At 49.2% G+C, this 19,010-nt stretch carries 19 protein-coding genes and 4 pseudogenes; 4 read left to right on the top strand and 19 right to left on the bottom strand.

Going from position 1 to position 19,010, the window contains the following annotated elements:
- Nucleotides 1-86: 86 nt before the first annotated feature.
- A pseudogene (locus N0B36_RS05155) lies at nucleotides 87-619 on the bottom strand (S24 family peptidase).
- Between N0B36_RS05155 and N0B36_RS05150 the strand changes: the two are divergent.
- The 4 genes and pseudogenes from N0B36_RS05150 to N0B36_RS05135 form a co-directional block, all read left to right on the top strand.
- Nucleotides 599-700: pseudogene (locus N0B36_RS05150) on the top strand (hypothetical protein); the annotation flags it as partial. The pseudogenes N0B36_RS05155 and N0B36_RS05150 sit on opposite strands and share 21 nt — an antisense overlap.
- A gap of 95 nt (nucleotides 701-795) precedes the next feature.
- On the top strand, nucleotides 796-1,038 hold the full coding sequence (locus N0B36_RS05145; RefSeq protein ID WP_003840850.1) for a DinI family protein: 243 nt from the start codon (nucleotides 796-798) through the stop codon (nucleotides 1,036-1,038).
- A gap of 283 nt (nucleotides 1,039-1,321) precedes the next feature.
- Nucleotides 1,322-1,972 (top strand): hypothetical protein, encoded by a 651-nt coding sequence (locus N0B36_RS05140; RefSeq protein ID WP_101699969.1) that lies wholly within the window; start codon nucleotides 1,322-1,324, stop codon nucleotides 1,970-1,972.
- Nucleotides 1,973-2,168: 196 nt separating this feature from the next.
- Complete coding sequence (locus N0B36_RS05135; RefSeq protein WP_052134161.1) at nucleotides 2,169-2,678, top strand: HNH endonuclease; 510 nt, start codon at nucleotides 2,169-2,171, stop codon at nucleotides 2,676-2,678.
- Between the two features lie 188 nt (nucleotides 2,679-2,866).
- Here N0B36_RS05135 and N0B36_RS05130 read toward each other — a convergent pair whose 3' ends face one another.
- The 18 genes and pseudogenes from N0B36_RS05130 to N0B36_RS05045 all read right to left on the bottom strand — a co-directional run bounded on the left by N0B36_RS05130 (nucleotide 2,867) and on the right by N0B36_RS05045 (nucleotide 19,005).
- On the bottom strand, nucleotides 2,867-3,169 hold the full coding sequence (locus N0B36_RS05130; RefSeq protein WP_052134162.1) for a hypothetical protein: 303 nt from the start codon (nucleotides 3,167-3,169) through the stop codon (nucleotides 2,867-2,869).
- 289 nt (nucleotides 3,170-3,458) lie between these two features.
- Nucleotides 3,459-3,718 (bottom strand): annotated as a pseudogene (locus tag N0B36_RS05125) (helix-turn-helix domain-containing protein); the annotation flags it as partial.
- A gap of 97 nt (nucleotides 3,719-3,815) precedes the next feature.
- The gene (locus tag N0B36_RS05120; protein WP_047418003.1) at nucleotides 3,816-4,139 is read right to left on the bottom strand and encodes an antibiotic biosynthesis monooxygenase; all 324 of its coding nucleotides are present in this window, start codon (nucleotides 4,137-4,139) and stop codon (nucleotides 3,816-3,818) included.
- Between the two features lie 270 nt (nucleotides 4,140-4,409).
- Complete coding sequence (locus N0B36_RS05115) at nucleotides 4,410-6,815, bottom strand: sialate O-acetylesterase (protein ID WP_072034388.1); 2,406 nt, start codon at nucleotides 6,813-6,815, stop codon at nucleotides 4,410-4,412.
- Between the two features lie 56 nt (nucleotides 6,816-6,871).
- A complete protein-coding gene (locus N0B36_RS05110; protein WP_047418004.1) occupies nucleotides 6,872-9,595 on the bottom strand; it encodes a host specificity factor TipJ family phage tail protein in 2,724 nt (907 codons plus the stop codon).
- On the bottom strand, nucleotides 9,592-9,972 hold the full coding sequence (locus tag N0B36_RS05105; RefSeq protein ID WP_047418006.1) for a hypothetical protein: 381 nt from the start codon (nucleotides 9,970-9,972) through the stop codon (nucleotides 9,592-9,594). Before N0B36_RS05105 ends, N0B36_RS05110 begins: the two co-directional genes overlap by 4 nt.
- Before the next feature lie 9 nt (nucleotides 9,973-9,981).
- Nucleotides 9,982-10,470, bottom strand: coding sequence for a DUF1833 family protein (locus N0B36_RS05100; protein WP_047418008.1), 489 nt, complete (start codon nucleotides 10,468-10,470; stop codon nucleotides 9,982-9,984).
- On the bottom strand, nucleotides 10,467-10,931 hold the full coding sequence (locus N0B36_RS05095; RefSeq protein ID WP_047418010.1) for a hypothetical protein: 465 nt from the start codon (nucleotides 10,929-10,931) through the stop codon (nucleotides 10,467-10,469). Before N0B36_RS05095 ends, N0B36_RS05100 begins: the two co-directional genes overlap by 4 nt.
- 61 nt (nucleotides 10,932-10,992) lie before the next feature.
- Nucleotides 10,993-11,241: pseudogene (locus N0B36_RS05090) on the bottom strand (phage repressor protein); the annotation flags it as partial.
- 122 nt (nucleotides 11,242-11,363) lie between these two features.
- The gene (locus N0B36_RS05085) at nucleotides 11,364-11,885 is read right to left on the bottom strand and encodes a hypothetical protein (protein WP_131382546.1); all 522 of its coding nucleotides are present in this window, start codon (nucleotides 11,883-11,885) and stop codon (nucleotides 11,364-11,366) included.
- 80 nt (nucleotides 11,886-11,965) lie between these two features.
- Nucleotides 11,966-15,133: a phage tail length tape measure family protein gene (locus N0B36_RS05080; RefSeq protein WP_047418019.1), complete on the bottom strand. Its 3,168-nt coding sequence runs from the start codon at nucleotides 15,131-15,133 to the stop codon at nucleotides 11,966-11,968.
- 54 nt (nucleotides 15,134-15,187) lie between these two features.
- Entirely contained in the window at nucleotides 15,188-15,439 is a 252-nt protein-coding gene (locus tag N0B36_RS05075; RefSeq protein WP_047418022.1) for a hypothetical protein, read from the bottom strand.
- Nucleotides 15,440-15,633: 194 nt separating this feature from the next.
- Nucleotides 15,634-15,801 (bottom strand): hypothetical protein, encoded by a 168-nt coding sequence (locus N0B36_RS05070; RefSeq protein ID WP_103766491.1) that lies wholly within the window; start codon nucleotides 15,799-15,801, stop codon nucleotides 15,634-15,636.
- A 149-nt stretch (nucleotides 15,802-15,950) separates the two neighbouring features.
- Nucleotides 15,951-16,418: a hypothetical protein gene (locus N0B36_RS05065; RefSeq protein ID WP_047418027.1), complete on the bottom strand. Its 468-nt coding sequence runs from the start codon at nucleotides 16,416-16,418 to the stop codon at nucleotides 15,951-15,953.
- A 62-nt stretch (nucleotides 16,419-16,480) separates the two neighbouring features.
- Nucleotides 16,481-17,653, bottom strand: a complete 1,173-nt coding sequence (locus N0B36_RS05060; protein WP_169330083.1) for a phage tail tube protein — start codon at nucleotides 17,651-17,653, stop codon at nucleotides 16,481-16,483.
- 26 nt (nucleotides 17,654-17,679) lie between these two features.
- Nucleotides 17,680-18,072 (bottom strand): phage tail terminator-like protein, encoded by a 393-nt coding sequence (locus N0B36_RS05055; protein ID WP_103766172.1) that lies wholly within the window; start codon nucleotides 18,070-18,072, stop codon nucleotides 17,680-17,682.
- The gene (locus tag N0B36_RS05050) at nucleotides 18,069-18,620 is read right to left on the bottom strand and encodes a hypothetical protein (protein ID WP_047418035.1); all 552 of its coding nucleotides are present in this window, start codon (nucleotides 18,618-18,620) and stop codon (nucleotides 18,069-18,071) included. The genes N0B36_RS05055 and N0B36_RS05050 overlap by 4 nt, the downstream gene beginning before the upstream one ends.
- Before the next feature lies 1 nt (nucleotide 18,621).
- Complete coding sequence (locus N0B36_RS05045; protein ID WP_149382826.1) at nucleotides 18,622-19,005, bottom strand: glutamate 5-kinase; 384 nt, start codon at nucleotides 19,003-19,005, stop codon at nucleotides 18,622-18,624.
- Nucleotides 19,006-19,010 lie beyond the last annotated feature (5 nt).

The raw sequence follows: 19,010 nt of genomic DNA, 5'->3' as shown, positions 1-19,010 counted from the left end.
TTTTTAACTAAAATCTTACCAAGATCATAAATGGTCAAATAACCACCAATTGAGCATAATTATTCTTTCCCATGATGTGTTTCTATCTACATCACCGGGCAGTCATCAAACTCCGCATTGCTGGCATCATTAATGATGTAAGTAATCACCCCGAATATAGCGGGTGCAGAACCGTAACCGTCATCATCTACTGGTAGCGCCTCCCTTCTCCCGCTCTCCAGATTAATCAGATGGGGTTGAGGATGAGTCCGATATCGCTTGATCCTGAACTCCCCGTCGATTGCACATATCAGCAGTGAACCATCGCAGGCAGTAAGTGACGCATCTACCACAAGCAGCGCTCCCTGGAGTATCCCTTCCCTGAAATGTGAACGCGATGCCCGCATGAAGTAAGTCGCTGCTGGCTGGCTGATAAGCTGCTGATCGAGTGAGATCCTCGTTTCAACGTAATCGCTGGCCGGTGAAGGGAACCCCATGGCTATAGTCCTCCGTTTGGATTGAACAGCTGAAAGGTTCGGTTCTCGCCTTCCTGCGTGGAGACATCGCGGAATGTTGTCACATAACATTCTATCCAATCGTTGGCCTGCTTCGGCGTCCAGTGCCAGTTAACCTTACCCAGTTCCTGGACAAACCGCTGTGTGGTGACAGTCTTCCGACCATTCGGTTCTCGCTGTATCGAAGCATGCCAGGCTATTTCAATATCGCTACGTCGTGGCATCATTAACCCCTTCTTGAATACTGGATAAAAAAACAGTATAAATACTGTGTATCCATCCAGTAAAGAGGCAATAAGCAATGTTCGTGGAACTCGTTTATGACAAAAGGAATTTTGATGGTCTGCCCGGTGCAAAAGATATCATTCTGGGCGAGTTGACCAAGAGGGTTCACCGGATTTTCCCCGATGCTGATGTCCGGGTTAAACCGATGATGACGCTGCCGGCGATCAACACTGACGCCAGCAAGCATGAGAAGGAACAGATAAGCCGTACTGTTCAGGAAATGTTTGAAGAGGCTGATATGTGGCTGGTTTCAGATTAAACGCCTTGAACCATCATATCGCTTGAGTTGTATTAGCTCAGACCTGAGCTGGCAGTCTTATGGCACAGAGCCAAACCTAACCTGACAGTCCACTCTGTGCCAAAAGCGGAAGTTGCTCACACTTAGTTGCTTTAATAAGCGACGGGCAGGTCATTGCTGTCAACCTACCTATTATCAGTGACATTAACAAATTTTCATAGCATTTATCTGTGGTTAAGAGTTATATTATTGGGCGTCTCTTGTCGAATTTCATAACTTTCTAATTGAAAATTTAGGATTTCTGATGAAAATATCTCTTATTTTTGCCTTTCTCCCTATAGCTATCTCATTTTTTTCATTATGGGTGAGTTTTATTCATGGTAATAATAGGAATAAAACTGGCATTGTTGATACTCTTTCTAAAGAACTAAGTAATAAGAGAACAACTCCTTATATAATCCAAGTGTGTGTATCTAGAATACATAACAGCAGACCTATCCCATTCAATATTTTAAAAAAACTACTCCATTATAATAATGCATTGGAAATCATCCAGCTTTTTTCATTTGGTAGAAAATTACTTGATATTCTTAAATTCTCAGAGAGTAACAATCGTATTGTAGTGGGGTATTCAGACACATATAACACATTAACTAGTAGGTTAATTAGCATGCTCATTTGTTTTTCGTCTTTATCTATATGCTACTTTACATCTGTTTATCTTATGCTTGAAATGATGAAATCAATTGATAGGGCAAGTTCGATGGGAGGCGTAGGATTTATTGAATTCGGTGAGATAATTTTTAAAACAATAGGATTGATCTTTTTTATGTTTATGACATTTATATTTTCTTGGCAATTTATGATCATTTTTAGATCTGGAAAAAGAATAAGTAAAATCCAAAAATTAATTAATGACAACTATTCCATGCGCAATCATTGTAGAAACGGGTAGGCCGTAAATTATAAAATAGGCCAATATAGCTGTTAAGACCATTAAGTCCGCTTCCGCTCTACAGCTGACCTTTGGCCTAGTTAGCACGTCAGCTCTGTGCCAGGAGCGGACGTTGCTAACAGCGTAGTGTGTTAATCTATAGGGCGCAGGTCAGCTGATCTCTAATCAACTGTTTGAATTCTTGAGGAGCAGTAATATGGCAGTAGTTCCTAGACAAAACGCACCAAGTAAAAAAAAGATCTGGCAGTACTGGATTGACAATGGAATTCAAAGAGGTTTGGATGATACGCGCTATGATAATGCGTGTGATTTCAATGTATGTGTCTGCTGTGGCCGCGAATCCTCAAAATTGGAGAGGGCGCATATTATCCCTCACTCACTAGGCGGAAGTAATGATGTCTCAAATTATATTCTGCTATGCAATAAATGCCATAGAGAAAGCCCAGATATTGCTAATGAATCTGCGCTTATTGAATGGATGAATGAGCAACCTACTGAAATGGAAAGCATGTTAAGACTAATCCAACAGGAAATGGATAAATATAATAAAGAAACTCAAATGGCAGTTAATGAAATTCTTATCAAAGAAATTTTCAGTGAGTTGTTCAAAAAGGCAGGAGCACATGGTGGTAGAATTTCTGATGCAACCAAGGTGTATATTGTTAGGGAAGCTTTGAAAAAAATATTTAGTCAGGCCACTTTATAAATTAAAATAATTATAGTCATTCAGTTTGACCGGTCTATTTAATGTTAAGTTTTACTTTACATTAGATTTAAATTTTCTTTTAAGGAAATGCCCGATCTTCGCTCAAAACTGCCTTTCAGGAAAGCTTAATGCGAGATTTTACCTGGCCCTAAGAGCGCTACTTTACAAAATGAAGTAAAACAAAGCCTTCATCTTTTGTTAACATCTGTTTTCCTGCGGGTATCAATCATCCTGACATACATCTCCCTAAATTCCTTATTCTGCTTGATTACCATTTCCTTGGGCAAGGATGCACGCTCATTATTCCATTCATTAACGATATCCTCGCACTCCTTATAAGCATCATTAACAATATTCTCAGCAGGAATCGTCGTGTTGATATAGGGAATAGTATGTTTGTTCAAGCATCTAGAGATGGGAGGACCATAATCATGGTCTTCGGCATGGAGGGGAAGAGCGAAAAGTAATGTAAACAGTGTTATAAATCTCATTTTCAGTTTTTCCTTGTAGAGACAATGTGGCCAGAAACGCCTGTCCTCTACAGTAATATCGATTTTATGATGAATAGTTAGTCGCTGAAGAAAGTTATTATGCATATTCTATGACGGCATTACACAATGCCAGCCAAGTGAAAGCCATCCTATCTCAAAATCAGCTTGCGAAAGTTACAATGTCTGCTCCTCGCTCAAAGCGGACTGGCAATCATTCAATACTCGCACTATCGAACGTTCGCCAGTTCGCCGCCGCCCGTTCTTGCATACGACGACGCGTGGCGTCTTCTCAACACCGCGCAGGAAATTTTTTGTATAGCGTGGACACCCCGACATCATAAATTATAGCCACACGTTTTCTTGACTCACCTGCAGCAATCAACCTTCCAGCCTGAGCCTACTCTTCTGCGCTTAACTTTGGCCGTCTGCCGCCGATCCGACCATCTTCGCGCGCAGCAGCTAAGCCAACCCGTGTTCGCTCAACAATAAGCTCTCTCTCCATCTCCGCCAACGCCCCATGACATGAAAGAAGAATCTCCCCATGACTGTCCACGCGCGCCTATCCATCAGGGCGCACACCGTTTTTGCCCAGCACACTGCCAAGTGAGGCAGCGAACCCGGAGTATTGCTTAGAATGACGTGAATGTCATACATGCTGATGTGCCTCCTTATCAGAAGAGTAATCACGGAACACTCTGGCAACACGTATTCTGTAGAATAAAAAAATTGACTGTTTACCTTCTTTCTGTGCTGCCAAGTGCATAACATTTTGCTTCCATCCTGCTACAGATTCCTCATCTTCCCACCATGACAAAGAAAGAATTTTTCCGGGCGCGCTCAGGCTCTGGTAGCGCTCAATAGAAATAAAACCCGGCGTGTCTGACAGTAAAGGCTTCAGTTCGGCAGCAAGCTGAAGATATCTTTCCTGTGCCTCTGGCAGGGCGTCAGCTTCAAAAAGTACCGCAATCATGATTTAGCTCCGTCGTTAATTTCCGATCAGTTTATTACCGACGAAAGTATGACGCTTCGGCCAGCACCGAAGTATGTATGCTGCGTAAGAAGTGGAGGAAACGGATAAAAGCTAACTGAACGATGAACAGGAGATGAATCGCCACGGATTTAACAGACACCTCAGAGTCATTTTTGGACTGACCCCGCCCCGGTAGTGTCATAGACATCCAGCAGATTGGCCCTGATATGTTCGTCGGAAAAGTGGAATAGATACTGATCGGGTTGGATTTTAGCTATTACTGTTCCCGCACCTGGCTGCGTAACGTGCCGGAACAGTAAGCTCATCAAGGCGCGCCGCCAGTTTAGTGCTGACAGAGCGCTGATAAGCAGCTTCAAAAATAAGGCATTCTGTATAACGCAGCCCGAGGCGTATCCCTGCTGACTTTCGAACCGGAATCATCACTGTCTCTTCCACTTCTTCAATCTCTGGCACGAACTCATCATTAACAAGCTTGTACTGAAGCGCGTCTTCTACTCTACGCTCGACCGTAACTTCTACGCCGTCAACAATACCGGACTCCCTGATAACTCCCGGCCCACGCTTCTGACGTGAAACAGTCCTGATTTGAGGTTCGAATACTTCTTCGAATATTTCGTCTTCACAGAACAACGCGTAACGGCGCGGATCCAGCCCCTCAGATTCAAACGCCGTAGCAACATCCTGTGCAATCAGCCCTGCATGTAGCCGCGCGTCCTCACCTTTTTCATTCAGTGACTCCAGTATCTGATAAATTGTCGGCGGCACTTTAGCCCATGCCCGTAATTCAGCATCGGTTAACGCTCCACGTGATTTTTTCGTCGTTATATCAGAGGTGTTGATTGCAGCAGTACCCGCATAGATAACTGACGCGCGTGCGCTCGGCGTCCCTACAGAGGAATTATTATCCGTTTTAAAATCAATGTTACCCGCGAACAGTGACCTGCCTGACTCAAATACGGCAAAACCGGTTTTTGGCGAAGCCTCAGCCTTACCGATGCCAACCTGGAACCTTACAGGATCTGCCAGCGAGGTTTTGTATTCAGAGAATCCGCCAAGTGCCGCGCAGTAAGGATCTGCGATTGTATGTCCTCTCCCACCGGCAAAAGCGTAGGGAGTATTAATGGTATTGCCGTAACCGAAAGCTGCTGAGTTTTGCGCCTGAGCAGCAAACATATTCAGGCGGCCCCATGCTATAGAATAACTCGCACCGGACTCCATCGTTACCTGATACCCTCCAGCAAGCGCATTATTTGCAGCTGTACATTGATAACCCCAGTGAATCGCGTGCGACGCAGCAGGGCCGTTCGCCGGAAAATCACCCGTTGTGGAGCCTGCACTTACCAGGCTCGAAAATTTTGCCAGCGCGATGGCCTCGCCACTCCACGGACCCGCCCCCCGGGCAGAGAACGCTGCAAGAGTATGGCGGTGTGTGACCCCGCGTTCATGCAGTGCTTGCCAGATTCGATAATAGCCATGTTCCCAAAGGGATGTACCCAGCCAGTGCGTGTAATCTCCCGCACCATCAACGTCGTATTGTGTCTTTAGTCCTGCAGAGTTCACATAAATGCAGTTGCGGTTGTGGTTTTCACAATAATCCAGTTGCGCCTGCCAGACCTGGTAACGCATGTGTAATCCGCTCATACCCATGATAAACATCGGTGTGGTATCAGACATCCAGCTTTCAGCACGAAACTGCCTGTCCAGCGTGGCAAGCTTGCTGCGGTAATCCGTAATGGTATCTGTCAGTCCGTTAGCTTCCCCTTGCGCAAAGACAACCATATCGACTCTCGTCTTCCCTGTGGCGACAATTTCCGGTGAGGCCAGCGCCGCTTCAACCTTGCCTTTTATCGCTGCGTAGCGGACTGAGTTAACCCCCTCCCCTGTCCAGTCCTCAATGGAACGCCCACCTGCCGCATCATAGATGATGAACACCTTTTCTGCCTTAAACTCATCCACAAGGCGATGTGCAAATGCCAGCGCTATATTGTTGTTGCCGCCGTTCCCGTTCGGACTGGAGCGTGACAGCGGTGGACGGGTATAATCACTGCTTCCCCAGTCGCCCGTTGCACCATCCCAGATAACGATTTTATCGCTTGCCGGATTAGGCCCTCCACTATTTGCACCGACTGCATTCGACTGTCCGGTAATGACAATAATGAAGATTTTCTGAGCCAGTATCTCACCCAGCGTCAAATCACCCAGTCCTACCAGCCAGGCTCCATCCGGTAGTGCCAGTTCCTGACGCAGCATGTCAGCGTCCATCAGGACCAGATGATTAACATCCTCTGCCCAGCTTATGGCATCCGTTCCGCGTGTCGTGAATGGAACATCCGTTGCTGTATTCAGTCTCCAGAACTGCCCCTGATACCGGATTGTCTGATTTCGTGCAGTGAAAGTAAGAGGACCGTCCTCGTAATCGCCGAGAAAGTCATATCCGGACTTAACAAGAAATTCCTGAAAGGCAGCAGAAAAGCGGGCAAGTTGTTTCTCATGAGCTGACTCCATACCGTGCCAGGTTTTACGGGAATGTCCAAGACGATCATTGCGTCGATCATTCACCTGGTCATTCATCAGATAATCCATGTTTTGCGCGTTATCGTTAAGGTCTTTTGCAGCAGCAGATCCCAGCGAGTTGCCGGTGTTATAAGTCGTCATATGAGCCTCATAAACGAAAAAACCCGCCGAAGCGGGTGATAGTTAAGTAGGTGAAATCAGGCTGTATCGCCGGGATATGTTGCATTGTCGTGATCGTAGAAGCTGGGTTTATACTGTTTCGCCGTTATCTGACATGTGCCGTCAGATTGCGGGGCTATCTCTGAGACAAGAGCGTTATAGCCCACTCGTGAAGAGTCGCAGAAAATCAGGCGTGGCGGTTCAATGCCGGGATCATCAAGAATCATGTCATCGAACGTCGCCAGGTAAGGTACGGAAACCCGGTAATCACCTGCACTGGTCGCCACCATTAGTGAGGAAGCCGAACCATCCTGATAACGAATCAGCACGCGAGGATTTGGAAACGACCAGTCAAGCCGCTCTGTCACCGTGAATGTCGTTGTGCCATCCACAGACGCCATCGACTCAATCAGTGTGCTGACCGTCTGGCTACCGGGTATATCGTCAGTCAGCACGATACGGTCGCCGATGTTATAGCAAAGTGCGTCCAGCTCAGTAGATGTCGTATGGGTCAGCCGCTGCTGCTGATACTTCATCAACCGGCGCATGCCGATTTGGTACGCGCGATCACGATCAAGCACACCATCAAGAGTGTAGTCTTCGATTTTGACAGGGGTTGGATTATCCGGGGTCCGGCACTGTACCGTCTCCTCAGCCCAGGTCGTTCCGTTGATATACGTTACATCAACGCCGTCATAATCGTCACCGGAGGGAGCAACGAATGCAGTTTGCAGGTCTTCAGTCATCTCATGCGGACTGATAACCCCGGACCATGGCTTTACGCCTTCACGCGCAACCGAAGCAAGCCCGTCCGTCAGCAGAAAATAACTTTTCCCGGCGTTGGCTATCTTCTGCAAAACCTCCAGCGCAGATGTGCTGTCAGTCGTCTCGAAATCGAAAAACTCATTGCCAGGCGTCCAGTACGCACTTTCCAGCGCATCAATGGCGTCGGTGTCCATATCCAGCCCCAACGAGTTACCAACGTGGTACAGGGCGCCAGAGATGCTTCTTGGTGCGCCAGTGTCGTAAATCCTTGTCGCTACCACGTTCACCCGGCGATCGGACTGAGCGGCCAGCTTGCCGCCTGTTTCCACCGTGACACCCATCGTCGTTACGCCAGCGTACGATGACGGCGAGGTCAGAAGGCGGCCACGCAACGATTGCCAGTACATATTATCGCGGCTGTTATCCTGTCCCTGCTCGTTAGTGCGTCGACATCGCACTTCAACAAGGCCAGGAGAACTCAGCGTGATGCGCTCAGTAAAACCAAGACCATTTATATTTTTTGTATTATACGAGCCGGTTTTGCTCAACCATCCAGAACCAGAGCCATAGACGCGGTACTGAACTTCCCAGCGAACCGTTCTGTTTTGTTTTCTCCCTTTTTTGTCGTACCAGCAAATGCCATTCGGGAAGAAGAAATTCACTTCAAACATGTCGATGGTTTCATTATCCGGGCATGCCAGAAACGGCCCCATCCAGGAATCATTCTGGTTAACGCCAGATGCGTCAAAATCAAGCACGGTGCGCGCAACGAAACCCGGCCATGTGTTATTGACAACGCCGTCAATCAAGCGCTGAAGAGTCACACTTGTGCCGTCAACGTCGAAAATTTTGTACTGATATCCAGCGTGAGAAACGGAAAGCCTGATATCCCCCTCTGGAATACCCGTAAAAGGCGTACCGGTGTCACTCTCATAAGCCAGCGTTACCGAGGCGGTGACTTCCTCTTCTTCCTCTGTCGCGTCTGCATGCGGCGTATACGAAGCGATAAACAGGCTATAGTCGACGCTGTTGTACCAGAGCGTTACCGGCATGCCGACATAAGGGGCGAGTTCCGCCAGATTGTCACTGGTAATTCGGCTGTATGCGCCATCGTTGGTTACAACAAACTGATCGGGTACGATTAGCTCAACCGTTGCGCCAGCAATCCACGAATCAGGCAGCTCGTTTGTTGCAGTATCGTCGTCAGCGCTTAATCCGTTAAACGTGATTGTGTTTCCAGACACCGTCAGTGACTGCGCAACAACATCATCCTTGTCCGGCGCCGTCTGGGCCATATCCAGCCCGGCGCCAGAGCTGGTGCCTCCAACTTCAGTGGAGTTAAACCAGTTTTCGCTACGGCGGTCACCAGCCACATTCTGGCCGGGCTGAAAAACGGTGTACGCGAAACTATCACCCAGCGATGAAACAGGCGTGGCACCAACACGCATATCCCCTTTGCCGAATGAAAATTGTCCGAATCCCAGCGCGACGAACATTTCAACGGTCATCACTGTCGGATCATCCTGGCTGAAGCGGGTTACCGGCTGTACTACGTAATCGGGGTAAATTCGGCGGCGTCCGAACAGCTCACGAATCGGCTCCCCAAGCTTAGCCTGGTTGGCTTTAGCCGGGTTTACATCGAGTGAATTGCCTGTTCCTGATGAATATCCTCCCGGATCGACCGCGCCTGGTGCAAAAAATAGCGCATATGCAACGGATGCGGCAGAAATAGCAACAGCTATCCACGCAATTGTCCCGGCCTCCAGCCCGTAAGGGATCGGATAGATACGTACTTCACTGGATGGGGCTATGACATAATCGAACCATTCCGTTGCGGGAATATTTTCGCCATCAACTTCAACCGCAATCGGGTGTTTAATATCTGAACGATAATTATCAACGTTGCTCGACAACCACTGATGAAGAGTCAGTGCGCCATGTTCATGTATTTCCAGCGGCTCGCCGGGTAACCGGGATGGATAAATTCTGATAGTCACTGCCAGAACTCCACTTTAACAAACCGACGCATAAAGCGCGGCAATGGAAGGATGGTCACGTTGGTCTTTGGGTTGCATTCCACAACATAAAGTTGCTCGTTGATATCCACCACGACTGCAACATGCGTCACCGTTGAACCGGAATAGCAATAAACCCCTGCACCAGCGCATGGCTCGCATTGGGAAAGAGTCAGTGAGAAACTTTTTGCTTCTCGGTCAAGGCCACCATCGTCTTTAGTCACTCCGGCAAAATCAGGCCATTCATGAAGCCCCAGATCGCGACGCACTTCATTCACGATGCCGAAACAGTCAAGTTCAGGGTAAGCGCGTCCGCCCTTCAGCCATGTGACTGAAAGGTATTTATCTTGATTGAACATTGAAACTCCTTAGCTCATGTAACGAAGGCCAGGATAGAACGGGAGTGTGTAGCGATAGCGGGGCCAGCCTGTATCCAACACGTTCATGTACCCTGCGATAATCTGCGCCTGCGTCGCGGTCCAGTACCCGTTTTTAACCGTCAGGGTATAAGGACGTTCGGCGGGAGCGGTTAAATCGTCAGAGGTAAACTGGCGGTAAGTTACTGTGGCGCCACGCAAGTTTTCCAGCGCGCTACGCACGGATGTCGATGCCTCGCCATTAATGTTAGAGACTGCAAACTGCAGATCCTGTGTACCGTCGCTGTTTCGCGCAGGTAACGCAACGTCGATGGTGCTTGCGATAAATGTCACTTCTTCGCCGGTTTCCGTTGTCGCGGTTATGTCGTCATAGCCATCACAGAGATACAGAGCATCATCACCGATGTTGATTTGTAGGGTTTTGATAATGACCTCTTCACCGGAAGAGGCGTACAGTCGTTTTAAAGTCGGGCTGGTCATGCTTCGGGCCACTCCCTGTTAAGCGCAATATCAATGATGCTGCTGTTGATGATGTAATCCGGGAACTCAGCCCAGCCATCGCCAAGAACAGGACGTGTCCATAGCTCCAGCGTCGCGGAGAACTGCCAGTAAATCGGGGCGACCAGCGTCGGCCCCTGATAGATATCGGTGAACCGGCATTTATAGAACTCAACGCCCAGCGGGGTCTGTAGTCGCATAAAAAACCAGTCAGCACCGTCAGTGATCGTTTCGCGGTACCAGGCCTCAAATAGCTGGGCCTGAATGTCCGTTTCAAAAAGCCACTGCACATTTGCCTGTGTTGGCGTGGAAATGAATGCCCGGCGCTGGCGGGCACGGCCGGTTGTCATTTCGGTACGCATTAACGGACTGACTGGCTGAAATGCATAGCCATCCTGAAGCGGCATAGGGAGATAGTCGTGGGGGTAGTATTTTTCTGCCACTTTTCCTCCGGGCATAAAAAACCCACCGTTAAGCGGGTTCTTGACCTAAATTTGTTATCCGTCAGGCAACATCAGCACCATGGTTCAGATGGCGAAGAGATTCAATGCCGTTGGTGTTATTGCGGAATGCTTCAACCTGCTTAGTGGAGTGAGCCGACTTATCCAGAAAGAATTTGCCCTACTGCTCAGTTTTGAGGTTGTTCGCGTTAGCTATGCGCCCGATTTTATTGGCGCTGACGCCGATTTTCTGTCCAGCCTCTGCTGCCGTGTAATAATGCTCTTCAATCACCGGCAGCGGGATAGCGTCATGGACTCTTACCCGCAATTAGATACGATGAAGTATGAGTAGATATGGTGAGTTAGAGATATCTTGAGGGCATCAAGTAAATGGCACTAATTGTTAAAAAGCCCACCTGAGTGGGCTATGCGTCTTTAATATGGAATTTGCTTAAGAAATCTTTGCATGGCGTAAAACGCCTTGCTGTCACCTTGTGAATCAATGATTGCATCCGACATCACGCCACTACCAGTTTCAACAAAAATCCAAGCCTTTTTAGCTGTTGATAATTTCTTGATTAAGTCTAAGGGCACAAGGTAATCCTTGCGGGACTGTGCATATGCTGAGTAGTTAGCTAAAGGACGCTCATAACGAGTAAGATCGCCACCATCACGCAGTTGATACTTTTTGCCATCTATCTCGAAGTAGGCACTTCTAACAAAATCAGTAGTGTTCATCAGGGAAATATTGAGAAGGGCGGTATCTTTCTCACTTTCAGCCCAGAAAGCTCCAATTGCTATACACTGCATACTTTTGCAATCAGTTCCATGTGGCTGCATTAACACCGTCTTACTTCCGCTATGACGATCAACTCCGGTTATAGCTTCCTGCCCTTGATTATTAGCGCATCCAGTCAAAAATGAAGCGACAAAAGCCGCTAACAATAATTTTTTCATATCCCTATCCCCAACAGTAAACATAACCTGATGTTATCACAGGCCGGGTACATGGCAATGTGGGGCGTCCTTGCCTGCAATCAACCTATCTTCCTTCCCGCATTGTACTTGCCGGAGAGAGCCTTAAATACGTCACCTCTCCCATTAGCAAGATCATGAGCCACCTGCTGATATCCCTGCTTTGCCCCTTTCGCAGCTGCCTGCTGGACAAGCATAACGGTAGAATCAGATGGGTTGCCGTTAATAGTAATCGGAGGCACTATGACTGTAGGGCTGATGATGGTGGTATTGCTGTTGTTGTTGCTGACACTCTGAACGCCCGTTCCGTATCCCGGCCTACTGAGCGTTGCATCAAGCGGTTTACCATTCCGAAGCGCATCAAGCTGAGTCACCCCGATCCGGTTCGTTGATGCTTTATCGAAAACATACTCGCCCTTGTGAACAATGCCTGCCGGGTCGTATTTACCTCCGGGGCCGGTATAGCCGCCAGTTGCGAAGCCAACGCCAGAAATTGTCGATATATTGGAAACAATACTAGCTGTAGCTGCTGCAACAGACGCCATTGCCGCAATGTTGTAAGGAAATGGATTGGCTGCTGCCATAGCAATACCCTGCTGGATAGAAATCAGGGACTGAGCAATCGCAAATGCCTTGCTTGCAGCAAATGCAGCCTTATAAATCCCTGACTGCTTACCAAATCCTGTTTGCGCTATTGAAACCACACTATCAAACATAGACTGAGTGGCTGCGGTCTGAATCTGGAAGTTCTGATTGCTCAACGCCGCCGTCTGATCGGCATACAATCTCCGCGTCTCATACATCTTTTGCTCATATTCTTTCGTGGTCAGATCCATTTGCTGATATGCAGCGAGCTGATCAGCTTGCCACATATCTAAATCCATTTGCGCTCGCTGTATTTCCTGCAATTGTTGCTGAATGCCTCCCCACGAACCAGATAGCTCGCCCCCCACAGGCGAAAGACTGCCAGTCACTTTCTTTACCGAACTTGGTAGCTGTGCAGTTGTACTACCGAGAATATTTGAACGGGTTTGTTCATACTCTCCCAGCATCAATTGCCCGGTCGCTTTTGCCTTTTCCAGAAGCTCGAGGCGGTCTCTAAGAAGGTTATTTGTCTGCTCATCCTTTGTTAGAACCTGCTCCTGCATCTTCCGGTAGTCATCCAGCGTCTTAACCGAATTTTGCAACGCTTCCTGATTTTTGTACGCCTGAAGGATTTCCTCAGAACGCGCCAGAATTGACTTCTGATCGGCGGTGAGTTGCGTTTTAGACTTGAGGTCAGCAATCTGTTGTTCAAACTTTACTCGCGCCTGTGTAGCGCTGTTCAGCTTGTCGCCGGCGTTCAGTTGAGACTGCATCGCGGCTGTTTGCTGGTTTATCTGGTCGAGTAGCCGGGTTGCTGCGTCTTCGGAGTAAGATTTGCCTTTTCTGCCGCGATTTCCCTTCTGTAGCGACTTCTCATAACGAGCATTTTCACGCTGGATAGCCTGATCAATTGCCGCCTGACTTGCCCCTGAATTTCTGATTTCATTCAGTGTGCGCTGGTGACGCTCTTCCTCGTTTTCATATTGCTGGTTGAGTTTCTTTGTCGCATTAAATTCGCGCTTTTTCCTTTCCTCTTCGTTTTTATCTGCCTGCTCTCTGGCGTTGTCCAGGCTTTCGCGAAAATCAATTTCTTTCAGCTTCTTCAGTTCATTTCTCAGGTCATCAGCGGTAAGTCCGGTCTCATTAAAATACAGCCCCTTACTTACAGGATTCGTCTGGAACTCAACAAGTTTTCGCTCAATTTCATCTATTTGCTGCTTGGTCGTCTTCACGCGACCGATATCCAGCATTTTGTCCCATGCGCTTTTTGCTGCGTCACCAAGCCAGTTCCAGGCTGTTTCCAGTGAGCCTAAGCTAGCCTTAATTTCTTCTGAGCGGGTTCGCATTGCAGATGAATAGCTTTCCATGGCTATTCTCGCCGCTTCCTGGCTTCTGCCCTGCTCGGCAAGAGTGGTGATCTGCTCTAACTGCGTAGCGGTGAGGAAGTGGATCGATTTATCAAGCTCTTTTACAGCATTTACTGGGTCGTCTTGAATGCGCTGGAACTGTTTTATTGTGTCATCGACTGACACTCCTACCGAGTCCCGCATTTTTTCAGCAGTATCGGCTATCATCATAATGCTGGAGCCTGAAAAGCTGCCTGTACCAACGACCTTTGCAATACTTTCAGCAAATTGACTCTGGGATATTGAAAATGTCGAAAGCGACTTCGCCATTATCTGCAACTCACCGGCAGTTTTACCAGCATAGCCACCTGTAAGAATAATGGATTTATTATACGCATCCTGATCCTTAGAGCCTTTGTAATAGGCCAGACCAAGAACACCGACCGCCGCAGCCGCCAGAGTAAACGGGTTAATCAGCCCCGCCACATATCCGCCAACTCCTTTAATCGCTGGCCCGATACCGCCGAACATATCTTTAAGCTGACCGCCCTGCTGCAATAAGACCGTCATCGGAGCCTGACCGGAAGCGAGGCTCACGACAATATCGGTCATTTGCGCTGGGATCATGCGCATCTGGTACGCCATCGCGCGGGACGTGACCCCGGTCTTCTTCATTGCATCCTGGGTGATTTCCAGTTGCTTACGGGTAGTCGCAAGGCTGGAAGAAAGCACATCGTATCTTTCCGGCGACAACATACCAGAAGCCTTCGCGCTGTCGAGTTGCTTCTGCTGGTCTGCCAGCCTTTTAAATGCCGTACCTATCGGGTCAAGCTGAGCGGAAAGACGCTGAAGTGACGCGCTTTGCTTATCTCTGGCTTTTGCAGCAGCTCTTTCAGCCAGCGCCTCACCATTGATTGCTTTTTCTGTCTCGCGGAGCTTAGATGCCAGATAATCGAAATCGTCATCCGGCAGAATCCCAGCCTTCTGGTATTTCTTGAGTTCCTGATATCTGTCATCCAGCTTATCCAAGGCCGCACTAACCGGGTCAATCTGGTCCCTTAGCTTTGCAAGAGCTTTCTGTTGCTCACTCAGTTCTTGGCGATGGTTCCGCGTCTCTTTGGAAACAGATTTTTGCACTATGTTGTAATCAATGAACTCATGCTTCAGGCTGTCTGTTGACCTTTCCGCCTGCTCGCCAGCCTGGGTGATTCTAGCCAGCGCCGTCGCCAGATTATCGGCATTATTCTTTGCCCCGGAACTATCCAGAACAATAGCAAGGCGTGATGTTTGTTCGGTCATTTACCTTTCTCCGGGCGTAAAAAAACCCCGCCAGAGCGAGGTTGTGTTCAGTCTTCATTTTTCTGTCGCTCGTTTGCGTCGGCGATCTTCACGCTTTTCCTCACGCTGTACATCGTCGAACACCTTCATTATCGCCTTCAGCATCATGAACTTGATAAAGTGGTGATTAACGCAGCCGTAAATGCGTAACTGCTCTGTGAATTCTTCAGCAAACCGTAGCGCCTCCACCATGTTCTTCTCGCCTTTCATGAACTCCGAGAAGTCTCGCCCAGCTCTGGAGGCGCATTCAACAATTCGGTTATTCATGCTCATGCCGCCGCATACAGTAACTTCATTTGCCCTTTGACGGGGAACGCGGCCAGACATGGGCAGCCAAGAGCGGTACGATGAAATCCACCACCCTGTCTCAGACTCACACTACGGAAAGCTCTTGCTGGAAGATGCGCACGCGAATGCACGATTTGTTGCGGGTATAAAAAAGCCCCGGACTGTACCGAGGCTCATTTCTTCTTGCTGCTTCCTTTCTGTTCCTTCGCCCACTCATCCCGCCAGGCATCGTCGAGGGCAAGTATCGAAGCATCAAACTCTGTGCGGTCAATCAGGATAGAACGTGAGGCCAGATAGCGCTCGATATCGTGCAGGGACAACGGGAGCGGTACGCCAGCCATTCCGGTATACTGTCTGCCGCGAGAAATCATTGCGTAAGCGTTGAGTATCTCCCCCGTTACAGCATCAATCTCAGGCTCAGGAATTGGCGGGAGTTTTAATTTCTCCCTTCGCCACTTTGCCTTTTCACCCCGCTCCCCGCCGAATTCACTCAGCCACTTCTGCGCTTCGATGGCTTTTTTACGGTTTCCTGCTTTTGCTGCTCTTTGCCCTGGGCGATGCTGGCTGCCTCCGCCAGAATTTGCCAGTAAATCGCTGGCTCCTGTTTCAGAAGTGCAGCTCCGCGTTCCGGCGTGTATTCAATCGGAACTTCTTCGCCATCAACAAACTCACCAACGCCCTTCCAGTCTTTGAGCAGGTAATGCGCACAGTTGTCGATAAGCAGATCATCAGCAGAGTCTATTTCCCCGACCGCTGACAGGCTAAATTCGCTGGTTCCAACCTGGTAACTGGCGTCCATTTTTTCAATATGACGACGGATAAGAGCATTACGCGAGCGATACTGGTCGTTATCAATGCTGTTGACGAGCAGTTTCAGGCCTTCAATGGGTTTCAGACCTTTCAGTGGTGTGAACCAGCGCTCGCCACCAACATCAATTCGTGGGGCTAGGATAATCATTAAAAACTCCTGCATGAAAAAAGCCCGCGCCACCATGGAGAGCGGAACGGGCAAGGGAAATTTTATGGTTCAGTTACGATAATCTCGGCGGTGGCGGTGAAGCCTCGCACTTTACCGGTTATCGTTGCGGTGCCGGCGCCGGCTCTGACTACCTGGCAGGTTTTTGGGCCTGTCGATACCACCGTTGCGACAGTCGGATCTGATGACTCCCACTGCACAGCATCAGTCGCACCAGCCGGGGCAAGGTTCGCTGTCAGCGTGACGGAAGTACCGACATCACCTGATGAAGTTTCTGGCGTTACGCTGATTGCCGTGGCAGGGGCGGTAACAGCGCGGGTAATCGTCGGCGACTCGTCAGCTGCAGTGATATCCAGTTGAACCTGAATAATGTCGGTATTGCCGCCATCCGGCCAGTCGCCAGAGACCTGCACTTTCGGGAAGTTAAACGTGTATTGCCCTTCGTCGTTCGCCAGCGTGAAACTGAATGGCACGGTTGCGCCAGTAAGCGTTTTACTCCAGACCTCCCACGCTGCTTTTGACCACGACAAAGTGATCGAACCTGACGGCGTGAACGTAGTCGGGATATTGGCCCCGGCATACGGTGAGCCGGTACCGATACAACGCTGAGTCTGAACGTTGTTATCAAACTTGATGTTAAAGGTATCAATACAGAAACCATCACCACCATCGACGCCATTCAGGTTAATTGCAGTGACCTCTTTGAACGAATAACGCAACTCGCCAGCATTATCAGCAGGTGTGCCTGTGATGTAACTCATATCGTCTGCTTTTGAGTCCCAACCCAGCCCGGCGAATGTGACTGTCGCGGTAACGTCGCCATCATTCGGAACTTCCAACTGGAACACGCTCACCTGCGCGCCACGAACAATAGAGGCAATGCCAACGTCCGAAGCGTATGTCGCAAGAGAGAAGGAAATACGGTCATTCCCCATCGTCAGCACATTGCTTGCCCACTCTGCGCCAAAACACGAAGCAAGAAAGTCATCATGCTGGCCATAGCGGAATTTTGCCCCGACATCGCCGCCAACATCGACCGTCCCCAGCGTAGCGCCCTGCGCCATTCGGGTTCCACCAATCTCATCGTTATCGTTGGTGTTCTGGGACGGGCCAACGCCCCAATTGGTACGTTTGAGAAGATTCCAGACGCCAGCAGGCGTAATTCCTGGTGTCGTCTCCCGGATAAAGGCCGAGAGTACCTTAGCGCCGCTCGACATGCGGTCACCTCCATCGAAGTTAAGCGCTACAGAGCGCGGTAAGGAATATGTAGATTGAGCTGAGACCAGCCGTCGGCCTCGCCCGCCGGGATTGCCGATACAGCGAAGTAACTCAGTCGTCCGTCATTCTGGAATTCGAAATGCTCCGTTAGCTGGTCTGCTGTTCGAGTAAGCAGAATCGTGCCGGTGTAGACCGGTACAAATAGCTGAATGATAAGTACACCGGTTCGATGAACTACCGGCCCGTTCCCGGTTTCGTTGGCTCCCGCCTGCCCTGAAATATTGGTGAAGCGTGCCCAGATATCGCGGCCACTCGGATCAAATAGCGGTCCGTTGGGATAGTCCACCCCATCAGAAGCAATAGCGGTCTGCGCCGTCATTCGGGAAATGACAGCGTTTCTGATTTCTGTAAGGGTCATTTGTAGGCCTGAACGACACCGTTAAATGAAACTGCATAGACGCCCGCTGGAGCCTGCGTTGAATGCCCGTTCTCCAGAGGTACGGAGTAAGGAAGGTTTGACTGGATATAAATCACTGAGTAGGCCGGAGCCTGATCGATGATGTTTTTACCGTTGAGAAATGTCGTCGTTCCGCGCGGGTCCTCCTCTGTTGGAACCGAGTAATCCGGTGATCCGATACTTACGAAATGCGAAGCCCTGAACGTACCCGCACGATAATCTGCCGGGCGTTTGATATCCATGCTGTCGTTAACACGTACTTTCTTCCTGAGTCGCCCGGTTTTGGTCAGATTATCCGGGTTGTCGTAGAGCGATTCGTTCCATTCTCCAACCGCTTTGGAGTACTCGACGGCGGTAGCGTTAATCGCCCATAACTCTGGATTGCCGACAGGAGACCGTTTCACGATTTCATTCAGCAGCTGTGTAGCGATGGCTCGCTGCCGCAACCTCACGTCATCGGCCACCAGCCCGGCGAATGCTGCCGGGTCAATACTCCAGCCCTTAGCCATATCACGCCCTCCGTAACTGGATGGAATACGCAGCACCAGCGGAATCAACAGCAGCGGTTATGACCTCATAACGCTGAGGTACACCAGTTATCGGTTCCGGCGCCGTGACAAAGTGCCCGACTGCTGGCCTATCGGTCACCTCGTTAACCAGGGCGGTTAATTTCAGGTCACCGTGCAGGATATTAACGCCATCGATACGACGGAGTTTGTACCGCGCCAGAACACCGCGCCCTGAATACGTCACCTGCGTTTCACTGCCGGTTTCCGTTACCGGATCCCAGTCACCTCGAACGGTGTATGTTCCAGTGAAATCCTTAACAGCATCCTGCAGGTCGGTATCGAATGCTGCGGCGACTTCAGTTTGTAGCTCGTCACGTATGCCCATGCTAC

Origin of the sequence: Citrobacter sp. XY323 (assembly GCF_025106035.1) — a bacterium.
GTDB classification, from domain to species: domain Bacteria; phylum Pseudomonadota; class Gammaproteobacteria; order Enterobacterales; family Enterobacteriaceae; genus Citrobacter; species Citrobacter braakii.
This window is presented reverse-complemented; position numbering and strand designations above follow the sequence as displayed.

What these genes read in the sequence shown, in the direction of transcription:
- N0B36_RS05115 (WP_072034388.1), bottom strand. Translation starts at nt 6,815, where the DNA reads ATGACGACTTATAACACCGGCAACTCGCTGGGATCTGCTGCTGCAAAA.
- N0B36_RS05080 (WP_047418019.1), bottom strand. Translation starts at nt 15,133, where the DNA reads ATGACCGAACAAACATCACGCCTTGCTATTGTTCTGGATAGTTCCGGG.
- N0B36_RS05060 (WP_169330083.1), bottom strand. Translation starts at nt 17,653, where the DNA reads ATGTCGAGCGGCGCTAAGGTACTCTCGGCCTTTATCCGGGAGACGACA.
- N0B36_RS05065 (WP_047418027.1), bottom strand. Translation starts at nt 16,418, where the DNA reads ATGATTATCCTAGCCCCACGAATTGATGTTGGTGGCGAGCGCTGGTTC.
- N0B36_RS05140 (WP_101699969.1), top strand. Translation starts at nt 1,322, where the DNA reads ATGAAAATATCTCTTATTTTTGCCTTTCTCCCTATAGCTATCTCATTT.
- N0B36_RS05100 (WP_047418008.1), bottom strand. Translation starts at nt 10,470, where the DNA reads ATGACCAGCCCGACTTTAAAACGACTGTACGCCTCTTCCGGTGAAGAG.
- N0B36_RS05145 (WP_003840850.1), top strand. Translation starts at nt 796, where the DNA reads ATGTTCGTGGAACTCGTTTATGACAAAAGGAATTTTGATGGTCTGCCC.
- N0B36_RS05070 (WP_103766491.1), bottom strand. Translation starts at nt 15,801, where the DNA reads ATGGCTGGCGTACCGCTCCCGTTGTCCCTGCACGATATCGAGCGCTAT.
- N0B36_RS05130 (WP_052134162.1), bottom strand. Translation starts at nt 3,169, where the DNA reads ATGAGATTTATAACACTGTTTACATTACTTTTCGCTCTTCCCCTCCAT.
- N0B36_RS05120 (WP_047418003.1), bottom strand. Translation starts at nt 4,139, where the DNA reads ATGATTGCGGTACTTTTTGAAGCTGACGCCCTGCCAGAGGCACAGGAA.
- N0B36_RS05105 (WP_047418006.1), bottom strand. Translation starts at nt 9,972, where the DNA reads ATGTTCAATCAAGATAAATACCTTTCAGTCACATGGCTGAAGGGCGGA.
- N0B36_RS05135 (WP_052134161.1), top strand. Translation starts at nt 2,169, where the DNA reads ATGGCAGTAGTTCCTAGACAAAACGCACCAAGTAAAAAAAAGATCTGG.
- N0B36_RS05050 (WP_047418035.1), bottom strand. Translation starts at nt 18,620, where the DNA reads ATGGCTAAGGGCTGGAGTATTGACCCGGCAGCATTCGCCGGGCTGGTG.
- N0B36_RS05055 (WP_103766172.1), bottom strand. Translation starts at nt 18,072, where the DNA reads ATGACCCTTACAGAAATCAGAAACGCTGTCATTTCCCGAATGACGGCG.
- N0B36_RS05075 (WP_047418022.1), bottom strand. Translation starts at nt 15,439, where the DNA reads ATGAATAACCGAATTGTTGAATGCGCCTCCAGAGCTGGGCGAGACTTC.
- N0B36_RS05085 (WP_131382546.1), bottom strand. Translation starts at nt 11,885, where the DNA reads ATGAAAAAATTATTGTTAGCGGCTTTTGTCGCTTCATTTTTGACTGGA.
- N0B36_RS05045 (WP_149382826.1), bottom strand. Translation starts at nt 19,005, where the DNA reads ATGGGCATACGTGACGAGCTACAAACTGAAGTCGCCGCAGCATTCGAT.